16 protein-coding genes are annotated in these 15,272 nt (G+C 43.7%); 9 read left to right on the top strand and 7 right to left on the bottom strand.

All coding sequences use genetic code 11. The annotated features are described in order from the left end of the window. Positions 1-196: 196 nt before the first annotated feature. The gene (locus RLN88_RS14345; protein ID WP_350222101.1) at positions 197-1,474 is read right to left on the bottom strand and encodes a metal-dependent hydrolase family protein; all 1,278 of its coding nucleotides are present in this window, start codon (positions 1,472-1,474) and stop codon (positions 197-199) included. A 9-nt stretch (positions 1,475-1,483) separates the two neighbouring features. Next, on the bottom strand, positions 1,484-3,166 hold the full coding sequence (gene ettA / locus RLN88_RS14350) for an energy-dependent translational throttle protein EttA (protein WP_350222102.1): 1,683 nt from the start codon (positions 3,164-3,166) through the stop codon (positions 1,484-1,486). A gap of 45 nt (positions 3,167-3,211) precedes the next feature. Between ettA and RLN88_RS14355 the strand changes: the two genes are divergently transcribed. Together RLN88_RS14355 and RLN88_RS14360 are read left to right on the top strand one after the other, a co-directional pair. Continuing rightward, on the top strand, positions 3,212-4,414 hold the full coding sequence (locus RLN88_RS14355) for a DUF349 domain-containing protein (RefSeq protein WP_350222103.1): 1,203 nt from the start codon (positions 3,212-3,214) through the stop codon (positions 4,412-4,414). A 142-nt stretch (positions 4,415-4,556) separates the two neighbouring features. Next, positions 4,557-4,778, top strand: coding sequence for a DUF2795 domain-containing protein (locus RLN88_RS14360; protein ID WP_089356648.1), 222 nt, complete (start codon positions 4,557-4,559; stop codon positions 4,776-4,778). Positions 4,779-4,834: 56 nt separating this feature from the next. On the opposite strand, the gene RLN88_RS14365 is transcribed toward RLN88_RS14360, so the two are convergent. The 3 genes from RLN88_RS14365 to queA form a co-directional block, all read right to left on the bottom strand. Continuing rightward, positions 4,835-5,611, bottom strand: coding sequence for a response regulator transcription factor (locus RLN88_RS14365; protein ID WP_350222104.1), 777 nt, complete (start codon positions 5,609-5,611; stop codon positions 4,835-4,837). 91 nt (positions 5,612-5,702) lie between these two features. Next, the gene (locus tag RLN88_RS14370) at positions 5,703-6,344 is read right to left on the bottom strand and encodes a 2-C-methyl-D-erythritol 4-phosphate cytidylyltransferase (protein WP_350222105.1); all 642 of its coding nucleotides are present in this window, start codon (positions 6,342-6,344) and stop codon (positions 5,703-5,705) included. Positions 6,345-6,353: 9 nt separating this feature from the next. Beyond that, a complete protein-coding gene (gene queA, locus RLN88_RS14375; protein ID WP_350222106.1) occupies positions 6,354-7,400 on the bottom strand; it encodes a tRNA preQ1(34) S-adenosylmethionine ribosyltransferase-isomerase QueA in 1,047 nt (348 codons plus the stop codon). A gap of 197 nt (positions 7,401-7,597) precedes the next feature. Here queA and RLN88_RS14380 point away from each other — a divergent pair, with 197 nt between their 5' ends. Beyond that, positions 7,598-8,857 (top strand): ABC transporter permease, encoded by a 1,260-nt coding sequence (locus RLN88_RS14380; RefSeq protein WP_350222107.1) that lies wholly within the window; start codon positions 7,598-7,600, stop codon positions 8,855-8,857. Between the two features lie 53 nt (positions 8,858-8,910). Here RLN88_RS14380 and recA read toward each other — a convergent pair whose 3' ends face one another. Further along, a complete protein-coding gene (gene recA / locus RLN88_RS14385; RefSeq protein ID WP_350222108.1) occupies positions 8,911-9,906 on the bottom strand; it encodes a recombinase RecA in 996 nt (331 codons plus the stop codon). Between the two features lie 262 nt (positions 9,907-10,168). Here recA and RLN88_RS14390 point away from each other — a divergent pair, with 262 nt between their 5' ends. Both RLN88_RS14390 and RLN88_RS14395 read left to right on the top strand, forming a co-directional pair. Beyond that, the gene (locus tag RLN88_RS14390) at positions 10,169-10,393 is read left to right on the top strand and encodes a hypothetical protein (RefSeq protein ID WP_350222109.1); all 225 of its coding nucleotides are present in this window, start codon (positions 10,169-10,171) and stop codon (positions 10,391-10,393) included. 80 nt (positions 10,394-10,473) lie between these two features. Then, positions 10,474-11,088, top strand: coding sequence for a SiaB family protein kinase (locus tag RLN88_RS14395; RefSeq protein ID WP_350222110.1), 615 nt, complete (start codon positions 10,474-10,476; stop codon positions 11,086-11,088). Here RLN88_RS14395 and RLN88_RS14400 read toward each other — a convergent pair whose 3' ends face one another. Beyond that, complete coding sequence (locus RLN88_RS14400; RefSeq protein ID WP_350222111.1) at positions 11,089-11,502, bottom strand: hypothetical protein; 414 nt, start codon at positions 11,500-11,502, stop codon at positions 11,089-11,091. 71 nt (positions 11,503-11,573) lie between these two features. On the opposite strand from RLN88_RS14400, the gene RLN88_RS14405 reads away from it, so the two are divergent. The 4 genes from RLN88_RS14405 (at position 11,574) to RLN88_RS14420 (ending at position 15,263) form a co-directional block, all read left to right on the top strand. Then, the gene (locus RLN88_RS14405) at positions 11,574-12,593 is read left to right on the top strand and encodes an aminopeptidase (RefSeq protein ID WP_350222112.1); all 1,020 of its coding nucleotides are present in this window, start codon (positions 11,574-11,576) and stop codon (positions 12,591-12,593) included. Between the two features lie 173 nt (positions 12,594-12,766). Then, the gene (locus RLN88_RS14410; protein ID WP_350222113.1) at positions 12,767-13,453 is read left to right on the top strand and encodes a response regulator transcription factor; all 687 of its coding nucleotides are present in this window, start codon (positions 12,767-12,769) and stop codon (positions 13,451-13,453) included. A gap of 15 nt (positions 13,454-13,468) precedes the next feature. After that, positions 13,469-14,548, top strand: a complete 1,080-nt coding sequence (locus RLN88_RS14415; RefSeq protein WP_350222114.1) for a sensor histidine kinase — start codon at positions 13,469-13,471, stop codon at positions 14,546-14,548. Next, positions 14,541-15,263 (top strand): RluA family pseudouridine synthase, encoded by a 723-nt coding sequence (locus RLN88_RS14420; RefSeq protein ID WP_350222115.1) that lies wholly within the window; start codon positions 14,541-14,543, stop codon positions 15,261-15,263. The genes RLN88_RS14415 and RLN88_RS14420 overlap by 8 nt, the downstream gene beginning before the upstream one ends. Positions 15,264-15,272 lie beyond the last annotated feature (9 nt).

Genomic DNA, 15,272 nt, shown 5'->3' on the forward strand with positions numbered 1-15,272 from the left:
ACATTTATATCTAATAATGAAGATGCCGGATCAAGTCCGGCATGACATGCTAATGATGTAAGGTTAAAAAATGTTAGGTCACCCTGAACTCGTTTCAGGGTCTATCAACATCCCCCTGCAACCCACATCCCACAGCACCCCCCTTCGAAGGGGGAATGATCACTCCGGCTCATTATCAATTCTTCATTTTCAACTATCAGTTCTTATAAACCTTCCCCTCCTTCATCACAAACTTCACATCTTTCATCACCTCAATGTCTTCCAGCGGATTTCCTGGGACTGCTACGATATCCGCCAGATAGCCTGCTTTCAATGTTCCAATCTGATCGCCCATGCCCAGTAGGTTGGCTGCTGTAGAGGTTGCACAAATGATCGTCTCGATCGCTGGCATGCCACCTTCTACCATGTAAGTAAACTCCCGGGCATTCTCTCCATGCTTGAATACTCCGGCATCCGTACCAAACACGATAGGAACTCCTTTCTTGTAGGCTGCTGTGAATGTGCTTTGAATCTTTGGTCCAATCACTCGTGCTTTTTCAGCTACCACTTTAGGATAGTAGCCCGGCTTTTTCGCATTCTCGGCTACTTCCATACCGGCAGTAATAGTAGGTACCAGATACGAATTCTTCTCTTTCATCAAATCCATAGTGGCGTCACTCATATACGTACCATGCTCAATGGTTTTTACTCCATTTGCAACCGCTCTCCTCATGCCTTCATCACCATGCGCGTGAGCTGCCACGTGAAATCCAAGATCATTAGCTGTTTCCACAATTGCTCTGATTTCGTCTTCTTGAAAGTGCGCCCCTTTTCCATCTTTGGCCACACTGAGCACCCCTCCGGTTGCTGTGATTTTGATTAAGTCAGCTCCATTCTTGTATCGCTGGCGTACTGCCTTGCGCGCATCAGCCACACCATTAACTACACCATCCATAGGGCCAGGATTGCCCATCAGGTCATCTCGGTATCCGTTGGTAGGGTCAGCATGTCCACCAGTGATCGCCAGGCTCTTCTCTGCAGTAAAAATGCGAGGGCCATCTATGGTGCCCTTGGCAATGGCATCACGCAATGCTACATTCACACCGCTCCCTCCTACATCACGCACAGTAGTAAAGCCTGCCATCAACGTCCGTTTTGCAATATCTACAGAGACAAATGCCCTGTCGGCAGGGTTATCCGTAAACTCTCTGATGTATCTATCAGGGCTGGTTTCACCTTCCATGTGGACGTGCATATCTATCCAGCCAGGCATCACGGTATGATTTTTCAAGTCAATCACCTCATCACCTTCCCGAGGTGTCACATAGCCATTTTCTATGGAAGTAATGGTTTTGTCTTCTACAATGATCGACTTTTCATTCATGGCTTTCTTGGATACTCCGTCGATCAAGGTGCCAGCATGGATAATTGTGCGCTGGGCAAAGACGGAAGAAATCGCCAGTACTGCCAATAAGGTTAAGGTTAGTTTTTTCATAGTATTAGGTTATCCAATTAGTTTCTTGTACTTGATTCTTTTCGGTTCCTCATCTCCCAGACGCTTCTTGCGGTTTTCCTCATATTCCGAGAAGTTTCCTTCAAACCAATAGGCTTGAGAATCTCCCTCGAATGCAAGAATGTGCGTCGCAATTCGATCCAGGAACCAACGGTCGTGGCTGATCACTACCGCACAGCCTCCAAAGTTTTCGAGGGCCTCCTCCAATGCCCGAAGGGTATTCACATCCAGATCATTTGTTGGCTCATCCAGCAGAATCAGGTTGGCTCCCCTCTTCAAAGTAAGAGCGAGGTGCACCCTGTTTCGCTCCCCGCCGGATAAAGTGGATAGCTTCTTGCTCTGATCCGTACCTGAGAAGTTGAATTTGCTGACATACGCACGCGCATTCATTTCCCTTCCACCCAGATCAATGATTTCATTTCCCTCGGAGATCACCTCATATACCGACTTATTGGGATCTAGCTGATCATGCTCCTGATCCACATAGCTCATCACCACCGTTTCCCCTACTTCAAAGCTTCCTTTATCAGGCGTTTCCTGGCCGGTGATCATTTTAAAAAGAGTGGACTTACCCGCACCATTCGGCCCGATCACCCCAACAATCCCTCCTTGCGGAAGGCTGAAAGAAAGATTTTCATAAAGGAGCTTGTCACCATATCCTTTGGCCACTCCATTCGCTTCAATCACTTTAGCGCCAAGACGTGGGCCTGGCGGAATGTATAGCTCTAACTGATTTTCCTTTTCTTTCGCTTCCTGACCCATTAGCTTATCGTAAGCGCTCAAACGAGCCTTGGCTTTGGCCTGACGTCCTTTCGGGCTCATACGCACCCACTCCAGCTCTCGCTGTAAGGTCTTCTGTCTCTTTGATTCCTGCTTATCTTCTTTGGCAAGTCGCTTTTCCTTTTGCTCCAGCCAGCTGGAGTAATTTCCTTTCCAAGGAATTCCTTCCCCCCGATCCAATTCCAAAATCCATCCTGCCACATTATCCAAAAAATATCTGTCGTGAGTTACGGCGATCACCGTGCCTTCATATTGCTGCAGGTGCTGCTCCAGCCACAATACTGATTCCGCATCCAGGTGGTTAGTAGGCTCATCCAGTAAGAGAACATCAGGTTGCTCCAAAAGCAGACGGCAAAGAGCCACCCTTCTTTTTTCTCCTCCCGATAGATTTTTTATCAACGCATCTTCAGGTGGTGTGCGAAGGGCATCCATCGCTCGCTCGAGTTTGTGGTCTATCTCCCAAGCCCCCGTCGCATCCAGCTTTTCCTGAATCGCTCCCTGACGCTCTATGAGCTTATTCATCTTATCAGGGTCTTCCAAAATCTCAGGCTCACTGAATTTGGCATTCACTTCGTCATATTCTTTCAGAAGGTCGTTGATTTCCTTCACTCCTTCCCGTACCACCTCGATTACAGTTTTCTCTGGATCGAGCTCGGGTTCCTGCTCCAGCATACCTACAGAGTAGCCGGGTGAAAACACAACCTCACCCTGAAAATCCTTTTCTTTACCGGCAATAATTCGTAACAATGAGGACTTTCCTGCACCATTTAGACCCAGTACGCCTATTTTAGCACCATAGAAAAAGGACAAATAGATATTCTTGAGTACTTGTTTTTGCGGAGGGTAAATCTTGTTTACCCCCGACATTGAGAAGATGATCTTTTCGTCTGACATGCTTAAGTTTGATTAGAAATCGAATATACAGAATTACACTCACCCTTGGACATCATAGAAGTACCATTTGGATTTATAAAAGACGGTAAGGTCTTTCAGAGCGGATGGGGAGAAAACCCTGACAGAGAAATTGGAGAGGTTCGCGATGAGGACAATGAAAAATCTGTTCAGTTTTTTAAGGATCGCTTTGTTGACCTGGAAGGAAAGATCAAGGAAGTCACAGAGAAAATTGACGCTACAGAGAATAAGGGATCGTTCCTGATGAAATTGGTACACCTGAGAGAGCACCTGCCTCAGCATGATGGATTGGGTGATTATCAGGCATTGCACGATCAGATCGCTAGATACGAATCGCTGGTCAGGGACATCATTCAAAAAAACAGGGTACGAAACTCTGAGATCAAATCTGCACTAATAGAAGAGGCTAAGCAGATAGTCGAAATCATCAACTGGAAGGAAGCAACGGAGAGAATAAATGACCTGAAAAGCCGATGGATAAAAACCGGAAGTGCTGAGGAGGATAAAAACGATGAACTGGAAACCAGCTTCTGGGAGATTATTGAGCGTTTCTTTGATCGGAAGAAGCAATTTTTCGAAGATAAGCAAAAACTCACCGAGCATCGAAAGCGGCAATATGAAGAGCTGGTAGAGGAAGCAAAAAAACTGGCAGATGTTCATGGCAAGGAGCGTTTTAATAAAGTGAAGGAGCTAAAGGACAGATGGGCAGAAATTGGTGGCATCCCTGCAGAGTTTTACAAGCCCCTGAATCTTTCCTTCAATCAGGAACTAAAGGGAAAGAAGTTTTCTGCCCCATTCATAGACCATTCGGAAACTCTGAAAAAACTTGAATCTGTAAAAGCCGGAAAGGTACCATTCAACAAAGAGGAGCTGGATCGGATTAAAAAATTGATGTTTAGGGACAAAAGCAGAAACCCTGACAAACAAAAATGCCTTGAACTGATTCAACTTCTCAATGAGCGGGAGTTTGTCATCAAGCTATCTCATAAGCGTTTCCCGGATTTTGCCAAGCTGGATTTGGATAAAAAGAAAAGTGTTCGGATGGGCATCATCAGGGATCTGATTTCGCGGGATCAGGATGATTTGAAAATCTACGAGGAAAATTCTGCCAACTTTTCTTCCAGCGATGGGAAAATGAACAAGATGGTGGAAAACAAGATTAAAAGCCAAAAACGGAAGATTGAGATCAAGTCAAAATTGCTTGACTGGGTTGATTCTGGAGAATTTTGAAAGTTTTAGCAACTTTTTCTTGCGTTTTGGTGTAAGAAAATTACCTTTCGACAAAGGAAAAATTTGATATCTCGCACATAAAATATAATAATATATATTTGCGCGCATTATTAAAACAGGACTTTAAAAACGAGGCTAGAATATGTATTGGACACTAGAACTTGCATCTTATTTAGAAGACGCTCCATGGCCTGCCACCAAAGACGAACTGATTGATTATTCTATCCGATCAGGTGCTCCGCTGGAAGTAGTAGAAAACCTTCAGGAATTGGAAGATGATGGACAGCCATTTGAAAACATCGAAGAGATTTGGCCTGACTACCCGACCAAGGAGGACTTCTTCTTCAATGAAGATGAATATTGATTTGAAAAGAAATTAACAACTCAAGCTCCAGTCTTACGATTGGAGCTTTTTTATTTTTAGATAATCCCCTGCCTGATGCACATGGCTACCAGTTGGGTTGTGTTTTTGCAGTCTGCCTTGGTCATCACATTTTTTCGGTGAGTCTTCACCGTGTGAGTGCTTATGTTGAGTTTATCAGCTATATCATCATTGGAATAGCCAAACGATAACAATCTGAGTACATCTCGCTCCCTGTGAGTAATATCCTGCACGAGCAACTTCTGTCCGCCATACATTTGATAGAAGAGCGTCTCATATTCATCGTTGGCATTCAGGATTTTTGCGGTGGCCTGTATCGGAAGTATTTCATTGGCCTCCAACACCGAGTAGTGTGCAAGCCCGATAATTGGTTTCCCCTGATCGTCAAAAAACATGGGAGTGGTATGCTGGATGATGTTCTTGTAATTGTTGCTCCCATCTTTCACCCGATAGTTCCAGGTATAGGTCATCCTTCGTCTGTCTTCCAGCGGAATGTTTCCCATCGTAAATTCCATCAGGTCCTTCAGTGACTGAAGCCATGTTCCCATCTCCTCAGGATGCATTCTATCCCACCAGTATTTCATCCCAAGGTCACACATATTGAGGATGGAAAGCCTCATAGTTGGTTCAAAATTCTTACTCACATATTCAAATGCTTGTGTGCTGGTATTTGTCACGCAAAAAAAAGTGGCACTGTGAGGGATTAACTGATCGAGTTGCCGGAGCTTCTCTACATGCTTCTCCAGGCTCTCACCCCTAAACTCTTTAAATGTGGAAAATATATCATTGTAGCTTTCTACGATCTTTTGGTTCATAATATCAGTTCTGGTTGAAGGACTATTATCAATTGATAATGCGTAAAATATCAACCAACCTTGAGCAAATCAAGAACTATCACTAAAAAGGCTATTTTAAATCCTCCGGCGTGGTGATTTTAATATTGTCGTAGGACCCACTTACTAGATGCACTTTGTAACCTGCCGCTTCGAAAACACTGGCATCATCGGTAAAAACTGCTGCCCCCATTTTTTCGTATGCATCCTTCAGTGTCGCCACTTCAAAAGTCTGCGGGGTTTGCACCAGCACATAATTTGTGCGATCTCTGGCGATGGATGATCTCCCATCAATTTCCCTGATCGAATCCTTGAGCTCAACTACTGAAACTCCTGATCCATGCTTTTCAGCCGAGTCAAAAGAAGCGGCGATCGTATCTACTGAAACATAAGGCCTCACAGCATCATGAACGGCCACCAGGCCATTCCCTGAAATGAGTGCAAGACCTGAAAGCACCGAAGCACTCCGGGTAATCCCTCCGGCAGTAACAGTTATTTCAATATTCGGAAAATATTGAAATCGAATTGCTTCCCATTGTTTCATATGGGTCTCTGGGAGCACCACGATAATTTCCAGTTTGGAATCATATTCAAGAAATTTCCTAATTGATTGGACGATGATAGGAACATCATTGACAAGGAGGAATTGTTTAGGCACCTCGCTTTTCATACGGGCCCCCACCCCTCCAGCCACTATGATGGCATATTTCTTCAAAACCCCTGATTAGACAATCAACATCGCATCTCCATAGCTGAAGAAACGATACTTTTCCTTGATGGCAATCTGATACGCTTCCTGAATCAACTCATATCCCCCAAACGCTGAAGCCATCATAAGCAGTGTTGACTCTGGCAAATGGAAATTTGTGATAAGAGCATCACAAATTTTGAATTCGTAAGGAGGAAAAATGAACTTATCCGTCCATCCTGAATTATCTTTTAGCAGGCCATTGGCAGATACAGAAGACTCCAGCGTCTTCATCGCTGTGGTGCCTACAGCACAAATCTTGGACTTTTCCTCCAGCGCCCTGTTCACCCTGTCAGCGGTTGGCTTCTCCACCCAGTAGTTTTCTGAGTCCATCTTGTGCTTGGTCAGGTCTTCCACATCCACCGGACGGAAAGTGCCAAGACCGACATGAAGGGTGATTGGAGTCACATCTATTCCAATCAACTCCATTCGTTTCAACAGTTGAGGCGTAAAGTGCATGCCTGCAGTAGGAGCTGCCACAGCACCAATTTTTTTTGCATAGATCGTTTGAAAGCGATCCCTATCCTCAGGCTCTGCCGCCCTTTTGATTTCCTTAGGTAGCGGGGTTTCGCCCAGGGCGTCAATCATTTTGTAGAACTGCTCCTGATCACCATCAAACAGGAACCTGATGGTTCGGCCTCTGCTAGTTGTATTATCAATGACTTCAGCCACCAATTCTCCATCACCGAAGTAAAGCTTATTTCCAACCCGTATTTTTCTTGCCGGATCTACCAGCACATCCCACAATTTCATTTCCGTATTCAGCTCACGCAAAAGGAATACTTCGATTTTTGCTCCGGTTTTTTCTTTGTTTCCGTACAACCTCGCCGGGAAAACTTTCGTGTCATTGATCACAAATACATCGTTTTCACTGAAGTAATCCACCACATCTTTAAAAACCTTATGCTCAATTTCGCCGGTATCTTTGTGTACGACCATAAGTCGTGATTCGTCGCGGTTTTCAGTTGGGTGGAGGGCAATAAGGCTTGATGGTAAGTCGAATTTGAATTCGGATAATTTCATTCCCATAGGAAAAAGGATCTATTTTAATGATCAAAAGAGCGCAAAATTAGCAAATATGTTTCACGTTTGTAACGTAAGCAAGCTTAATCTCGTCAACTACTAGTATTTACCGTTTGAAAACAAGATTGACCGATCGCTATTTAATTGAAAAAGCTGATTAGCTATTGGCTATTTTTGTTTTGATATAATCCGCACCAATGAAAATATTTAAACTGGTACTAGAAAGCTTCAAATTTGCATGGAGTGCACTGAGGCAGAACCTCCTTCGAACCACCCTTTCCTTGCTTGGTGTGACGATTGGAATTTTCGCCATTATTGCGGTTTTTACATTGGTAGATTCATTGGAGCGGAGTATCAAAAGCAGCCTTAGTTTTCTGGACGCTAACAACCTGGACATTCGACGATTCCCTTATGAATTTGGCCCCAACATCCCCTGGTGGGAATACATTAAGCGGCCGTACACCAATTATGAAGAGTACGAATTTCTGAAAAAGAACCTCAAAAAATCTGAGGGCATCACGATTTTCGCAGTGACTGGTGGCGAAACGGTGAAGTTTGAAAGTAGCAGCTATGACGATGTGTCACTTTTCGGGATATCTCACACCCATCAGGATGTCTACGACATTGCCAGCGATGTAGAGAAAGGTAGATATTTCACAGCTTCTGAATCATATACCGGAAAAAATGTGGCCATGATTGGCTATCGGATTGCAAATAAGCTTTTCCCACGAGGAGATGCCATAGGCAAGGAAATTAAAATCAAGGGTCTCAAATACGTCGTTATTGCCATTTTTGAAGAGGAAGGGGAAGGCATTTTTGGAGATACCGGAAACGATGAGAGCATCATGATCCCTTATCAATCATTTAAAAAGATTTTTTACTCAGGAAGAAACCGGGGGGTTGAAACGTTGGTGAGTGTGAAAGGAAGTCCCGATGATATAGGATTGGTAGAACTGGAAGCCGAAATAACCGGGCTACTCAGAACCAAAAGGGGGCTAAGGCCAAAAGAAAAGAACAACTTCTCAGTCAATCGTCAGGACGCCATCATGAACATCATCGGCTCCACTTTTGACGTGATCGGAGTAGCCGGCTGGGCCATTGGAGGCTTCTCCATTTTGGTAGGTGGTTTTGGTATAGCCAATATTATGTTCGTCTCGGTGAGGGAGCGCACCAACATCATTGGAATACAAAAATCACTTGGAGCAAAGAACTTCTTTATCCTTTTCCAATTCTTGTTTGAGGCTGTATTCTTAAGTCTTATTGGAGGTGGAGTTGGGCTATTTCTGGTTTGGCTGCTATCCTTTGCCAGTCTTGGCAATCTAGAGCTAGTATTGACATTTGGGAATGTGGTACTCGGACTTGGGGTAGCTGGTATTATTGGAGTGATCTCAGGAATCGTTCCTGCATTGATGGCGGCAAGACTGGATCCTGTTATTGCGATCAGGACAACAGGATAAATAAAAAAGGTGAGCTGAGCTCACCTTTCTGAAACGATTAAGGATTAATTTTTTTACCCGTTCAGCTTTTCTTTGATCTTTTTCTCAAGTTCTTCCATAAGCTCAGGATTGTCTTCAATGAGTACTTTCACCGCATCCCTGCCCTGACCAAGCTTGTTGCCATCATAGGAAAACCAAGAGCCCGATTTTTGAATCACATCCAGCTCCACTCCTATATCCACAATCTCCCCGCTCTTGCTAATTCCTTTGCCATACATAATATCAAACTCTACCACCTTGAATGGAGGTGCTACTTTGTTCTTCACCACCTTCACCCGGGTTCGATTACCCATCACATTATCTGCAGATTCTTTGATCTGGCCAATTCTTCGGATATCCAATCGGATGGAAGCATAAAATTTAAGCGCATTACCGCCTGTGGTTGTTTCCGGGTTTCCAAACATTACCCCGATCTTCTCTCTTAGTTGATTGATGAAAATGCACGAGCATCCTGTCTTGCTAATTGTCCCAGTCAGTTTCCTCAGGGCCTGAGACATCAAACGTGCCTGAAGACCCATCTTGCTGTCCCCCATCTCACCTTCCAGCTCCCCTCGCGGTACCAAAGCAGCAACAGAGTCAATCACGATAATATCCAGCGCACCAGATCTGATCAAGTGCTCCGCAATCTCCAATGCCTGCTCTCCATTATCTGGCTGGGAAATCAATAGGTTTTCAGTATCTATCCCTAGCTTCTCGGCATACCCTTTGTCAAACGCATGCTCCGCATCAATGATGGCAGCCATGCCTCCCGCCTTTTGTGCCTCAGCTATGCAATGCATGGCCAGGGTGGTTTTACCGGATGATTCCGGTCCATATACTTCTATGATCCGACCCCTCGGTATTCCGCCCACTCCCAATGCCATATCCAGGCTTAAGGATCCGGTAGAAATAGTGGGCACATCCATCACTTTTTCATCACTAAGCTTCATTACCGCACCTTTACCATAGGTCTTTTCCAGCTTATCTATGGTGATCTGAAGGGCTTTCATTTTTTCTTGCGAGTCGGCCATATGTTATTTTGATCTAGTTTTTAGAAATCAGACAAAAATAGTCTTTTCAAATTGAAGAAAAATACAATTTGCTAAAAATATTAGGAATGACGTGATTTATTAGATTTCCACATTTCTTATCATTAAACCAGCTAATTAGTCATAATGCTTACTCATTCCTACGCTATTTCCCCGATTATCTAAAAATTCAAACCATCCATCGAAGGCCACAAACTCGCCTAAAATTTTTGAGTTTACTTTATCTGTGTAAACCACCACGCGTATGATCAATGCTATACTTATCAAACACGAAGGCCAGATGTATTCTGCTTCGTTTCCTTCCAGAACTTCCATGATTGATTTTATTGAATCGGATATTCAGCATACCAGATCATCTTTTGATCATAAAGTCATGATTTATGAAAATCAGCTGGAAGATTTGAAGCAATGGGCGCATGCCAGGAACATGGAGACCATGGAGTTTACCGCCACTCGGGTTAGTGCATAACTTAAGTTTATAGCTGCCGTCAAACTATTTCTTCTCGTTCTTCTTTTCACTATCTTGTCGGTCCATCAATCCTATCATCTATGGACAATTCCGGCTATGAAAAGGTGTACACGCAATTAAAGCACCTTAAAAACATCATTACTTTCAAAAAGCTGATGACGGACTCCAATGTGAATGTCGTCTACCTTGGAAACGTCACACAAGCTACAATCGATGGGGTCACGGAGATGATCTCGGAAGACCTAAGCGTCCGAAATGAAAATAAGCGAGTAACCAAACGGGTGTATCATGCAATGATGGAGTCGCTCCAAAACATCTGCAAACATGCCGATAGCCAATCCGATGAGGAGTCAAACTCCTTGGAACAAGGCCTTGTGAAAAAAGGGATTTTTCTTATTGGGCATAATGAATCGGAGTATTTCATTACGACCGGAAACAATATCGAGATCAAAAATGCCGTAGTTCTACGGGATATTCTGGACAATGTAAATGCACAGGATGCTGACGGCCTGAAACAACTATACTTTCAGGCAATGGAGAATTCAGAGCTTGGTGAAACCGGAGGTGCCGGATTGGGATTTATAGACATGGCCAAAAAGACCGGAACGAAATATGAATATTATTTCGAACCGGATAGTGAGACTTCCTGCTTTTTCATTTTAACAATGCGCATTGCCAAGGATGCAGAAGCCTGATCAGGCTACTTCATCGCCATTGACCATTTTTTCCTCCTTCGGCACATAATGAATAGCGTATATCATATACGCCCCCAGTGCCGTTCCGATGGGAAACTTGAAAAACAGCATCACCGCCGGAACAATGGCAAACTTCTTGCCCCAATCCTTTTGAGCACTAAGGCCATAACCTGAGATAAGGAAAATGACAGAGGAGATGGTCTGAATAGTGGGAAGAAAGTAAGCTACACCATCAGGAGGCCGAATCTCAAACAAAACAGCATCAAACTCGCGGATTTCCATCCACAAATCACTCTCAATAAACATATCCACAAAGAAGAATGTGCAAATAGAAATTGGAACCAATATCAGGCCGATGACAATGAAAATCTTTCCAATGATTCGTAAATTATTGTCGTGATCTTTTAAATCCATAAGTGATAAAGGATTGGTTATTACTGTGTATTGCAAGGTATCTTACGATAAACAATAAATAAAGTTGTAGCATGATAAAAAAATTGCTGTGGGGAATAGTTGCCGTCCTGGCAATCATCCTCATTTTGAACAGGGAGATGGTGGCTTACGGACTGAAGCAAGCCAAGGGGCAGCTCTCAATTACGTTCAATACTCGACCAATCAGTGAAGTATTGGCAGACTCTCTGGTTGCCGATAGTATTAAAACCCAGATTGGAATTGTGATGGAAGCACGGGAGTTTGCCTTTGATCGGCTGGGGCTAAAGCAGTCCGACAACTACACCACCTTCTATGATCAGAAAGGCGAGGTGGCACTTTGGAACCTGTCCGCATCAGAGCCATACGCCCTTGAGCCAAAGCTTTGGTCGTTCCCCTTGCTAGGCTCATTTCCTTACAAAGGATTTTTTGACCTGGAAAACGCCAAAAAGGAAATGGCTGAACTAGAGGAGCAGGGATATGATGCAAGGATTAGGCCGGTTGGTGGATGGTCTACCCTGGGATGGACCAAAGACCCAATCCTTTCAAACATGCTGGAGCGACCCGAAGGTGCATTAGCTGAGTTGATCATCCACGAACTCACCCACTCCACCCTTTTTGTGAAAGATCAGGTAGAGTTCAACGAAAATCTCGCTTCTTTCATCGGTGAAAAAGGGGCCGTCCTGTTTCTGAGCGAAAAATATGGCAAAAATTCAGACCCGCTTTTTGAATATATCCTTGCAGAGGATGATAGCCAAACCTTTCGAAATCAGATGCTTCTTGCTACCTCTAAGCTCGATTCACTTTATCAGGCCATAGCAGATATGTCCGATTCAATAAAATCGATCAGAAAGCATATCCTGATTGATCAAATTGCCAGCTCCATTGATACGCTTCATTTTCATAATCCAAGGTACTATCAGGCTTTTCGGTCAGGGAGGCCAAACAATGCCTATTTTATGTCCTACCTGCGCTACTACTCAGCCAAAGATTCATTGGAAAACCTATTTGCAAATAGCTATGAGAGTGATTTGAAGAGATTCATTCAGGGAATGAAAGCATACCATGAAAATTAAATGTTCAGTTACGAAATTGTTACCATTTTAACATACAATTGATTTCTAAGTAATTTTGAATAACGTTGATTGAGATGAGCGAAAGAGATGCTTTTCATTAATAGAAATGGTCAGCGTTTATCAAATTGTAAATAGAGCGTTAATTATAGATTACTGAGACAACCACGCTGAAAATGGCAAAAAACAATCAAAAAATTCTCGTAGTAGATGATGAAGCTGATATCCTGGAGCTGCTGAAATACAATCTAACCAAAGAAGGCTATGATGTAAGAACGGCCAGCGACGGGATCAAAGGGGTAGACATTGCCAAAACCTTTGTGCCAGACCTGATTCTATTGGACATAATGATGCCTAAGCAGGATGGCGTGGAAACCTGTAGGCAAATCAGGGAGCTGCCTGAAATGGCCAACACATTCGTGATTTTCCTCACCGCCAGATCGGAAGAGTATTCAGAAGTTGCCGCATTTGATATGGGCGCAGACGATTACATCACCAAGCCGATCAAACCGCGTGCTCTGGTCAGCAGGATCAATGCCCTTTTTAGAAGGGAATCCAAAAAGAAGAAAGAATCAAACACCATCACTATTGGTGATCTGGTAGTAGATCGAACGAGCTACACTGTGAAAAATGGTGAAGACAAAATTTCCCTTCCCAAAAAAGAGTTTGAGTTGCTCTACTTCCTGGCTCAAAATCCGGGTAAAGTATTCAGTCGCGACGAGCTGCTTCAAAACATCTGGGGAACGGATGTATATGTACTGGCTCGCACAGTAGATGTCCACATTCGTAAGGTGAGGGAGAAGATCGGAAATGATCACATCGTAACCGTGAAAGGTGTAGGATACAAATTTGACGCTAATTAGTTATAATTAGCCTGTATGCAATTCAATTCCCGAGCAATAGCGCTATTGCTGGCACTTTGTGTGGCGGTCATTACCACTGCATTCTTATATCTGGTGCCAGGCATCACTACCACTGCGATAGTGATTGCTTTTTTATTGTCTTTTTCCTCTTCCTATATACTGGTAAGGCTGGTGCTGGAGTTCCTGTTTTTCCGCCAGATCGAAACCATATATGATTCACTGAAGAAAATAAAAGAACGAGAAATCACGCTCAGGGGAAGAGCATCTTCAATCAACCCCCTCAAACGTATTAATCGGGAGATTTCAAGCTTTGCCAAAAGCAAGGAGAAAGAGATTGAAGAGCTAAAAGAGCGGGAAAATTTCCGGCGAGAGTTCATAGCGGATGTTTCTCATGAGCTAAAGACACCCATTTTTTCTGCTCAGGGGTTTGTACACACCCTGCTTGATGGAGCCATCAATGACAAGGAAGTTCGCAAGAAATTTTTAAGGAAAGCCGCCAGAAGCCTGGATGCCCTGGACCTTCTCGTTCAGGACATCCTCACCATTTCTCAAATCGAATCCGGAGAGATCAAAATGCACTTCGAGAACTTTGACATGCGAGGAATGTGCACTGAGATTCTGGAGCAATTGGAAGATAAAGCAGAGAAAAAGGGTGTAGAGATGATTATGTCCAGGAAGTATAAAGACCCCATCATCGTACGCGGGGATTATCGGCGCATCTACCAGGTCATGCTCAATTTGGTTTCCAATGCCATCAAATACACCAAAAAAGGGGGGCAAGCAAAAATCACCTTCAAAGAAGTAGCCGATAATAAAATTCGAATCATCGTCAGTGACAATGGACGTGGAATACCTGAGTCGGATATTTCACGTATTTTCGAGCGCTTTTACAGAGTGGAAAAAAGTCGCTCCCGCGAAAAAGGGGGAACCGGACTCGGATTATCCATCGTAAAGCACATCCTTGAAAGTCACGATTCAGAGATATTTGTAGAAAGCGAGTATAAAGTTGGCTCTACCTTCTATTTCGAACTGGAAAAAGCCAACTACATAGACAAAGTAGACGAAGGATGGGAAGAGGAAGAAGACTATGCATAAGAATTTCAAAAACATTTCTTTCAGTGATCTCATCATCACTGAAAATGCCAATTACATCCTGGTAAACAAGCCCCCCTTCATTGCCAGCCTGGACGATCGCGTTGAAAGTAAAAACCTGCTCAGCCTGGCAAAAGAAGTAAATCAAGAATACCAGATATGCCACCGGCTGGATAAGGAAACATCCGGAATCGTCGTATTTGCCAAGAATCCTGATGCCTACAGGAATTTTGCCATGCAACTGGAGAATAGAGAGGTAAAGAAAGTGTATCATGCAGTGATCAACGGTCTTCACCGGTTTGACGATTTTGAAGCTGATGAGCCTTTACACACCACATCAACCAAATCCAGGGTGGATTTCCGAACCGGCAAACCAGCTTTCACTCTGATAAGTACTCTGGAGGTCTTCAAAAAGCATACATTAGTTAAGTGCTTTCCGGTAACAGGTCGAATGCACCAGATTCGCGCACATCTGGCACATCACGAAGCTCCCATTGCTAACGATCCGGCCTATGGAGGTCAGCCTCCCTTGCTTTCGGAGCTGAAAAGAAATTACAATCATAAAAAGTGGGAAGAGGAAACCCCAATGATAAATCGGGTAGCTTTGCATTCATATCAGGTAGCATTTAAGGACCTTGATGGGAATGTCATTGAGGCAAATGCAGAGTATCCCAAGGATTTCTCGGTGTTAATCAAGCTCTTAAGAAAATTTAATTAGAGCCTCTGG

Origin of the sequence: Ekhidna sp. (assembly GCF_040223195.1) — a bacterium.
GTDB lineage: Bacteria > Bacteroidota > Bacteroidia > Cytophagales > Cyclobacteriaceae > Ekhidna.

Excerpts from the sequence above, each read along its gene's own strand:
- RLN88_RS14345 (WP_350222101.1), bottom strand. The coding sequence starts at position 1,474 with ATGAAAAAACTAACCTTAACCTTATTGGCAGTACTGGCGATTTCTTCC.
- ettA (WP_350222102.1), bottom strand. The coding sequence starts at position 3,166 with ATGTCAGACGAAAAGATCATCTTCTCAATGTCGGGGGTAAACAAGATT.
- RLN88_RS14360 (WP_089356648.1), top strand. The coding sequence starts at position 4,557 with ATGTATTGGACACTAGAACTTGCATCTTATTTAGAAGACGCTCCATGG.
- RLN88_RS14365 (WP_350222104.1), bottom strand. The coding sequence starts at position 5,611 with ATGAACCAAAAGATCGTAGAAAGCTACAATGATATATTTTCCACATTT.
- queA (WP_350222106.1), bottom strand. The coding sequence starts at position 7,400 with ATGAAATTATCCGAATTCAAATTCGACTTACCATCAAGCCTTATTGCC.
- RLN88_RS14380 (WP_350222107.1), top strand. The coding sequence starts at position 7,598 with ATGAAAATATTTAAACTGGTACTAGAAAGCTTCAAATTTGCATGGAGT.
- recA (WP_350222108.1), bottom strand. The coding sequence starts at position 9,906 with ATGGCCGACTCGCAAGAAAAAATGAAAGCCCTTCAGATCACCATAGAT.
- RLN88_RS14390 (WP_350222109.1), top strand. The coding sequence starts at position 10,169 with ATGATCAATGCTATACTTATCAAACACGAAGGCCAGATGTATTCTGCT.
- RLN88_RS14395 (WP_350222110.1), top strand. The coding sequence starts at position 10,474 with ATGGACAATTCCGGCTATGAAAAGGTGTACACGCAATTAAAGCACCTT.
- RLN88_RS14400 (WP_350222111.1), bottom strand. The coding sequence starts at position 11,502 with ATGGATTTAAAAGATCACGACAATAATTTACGAATCATTGGAAAGATT.
- RLN88_RS14405 (WP_350222112.1), top strand. The coding sequence starts at position 11,574 with ATGATAAAAAAATTGCTGTGGGGAATAGTTGCCGTCCTGGCAATCATC.
- RLN88_RS14410 (WP_350222113.1), top strand. The coding sequence starts at position 12,767 with ATGGCAAAAAACAATCAAAAAATTCTCGTAGTAGATGATGAAGCTGAT.
- RLN88_RS14415 (WP_350222114.1), top strand. The coding sequence starts at position 13,469 with ATGCAATTCAATTCCCGAGCAATAGCGCTATTGCTGGCACTTTGTGTG.
- RLN88_RS14420 (WP_350222115.1), top strand. The coding sequence starts at position 14,541 with ATGCATAAGAATTTCAAAAACATTTCTTTCAGTGATCTCATCATCACT.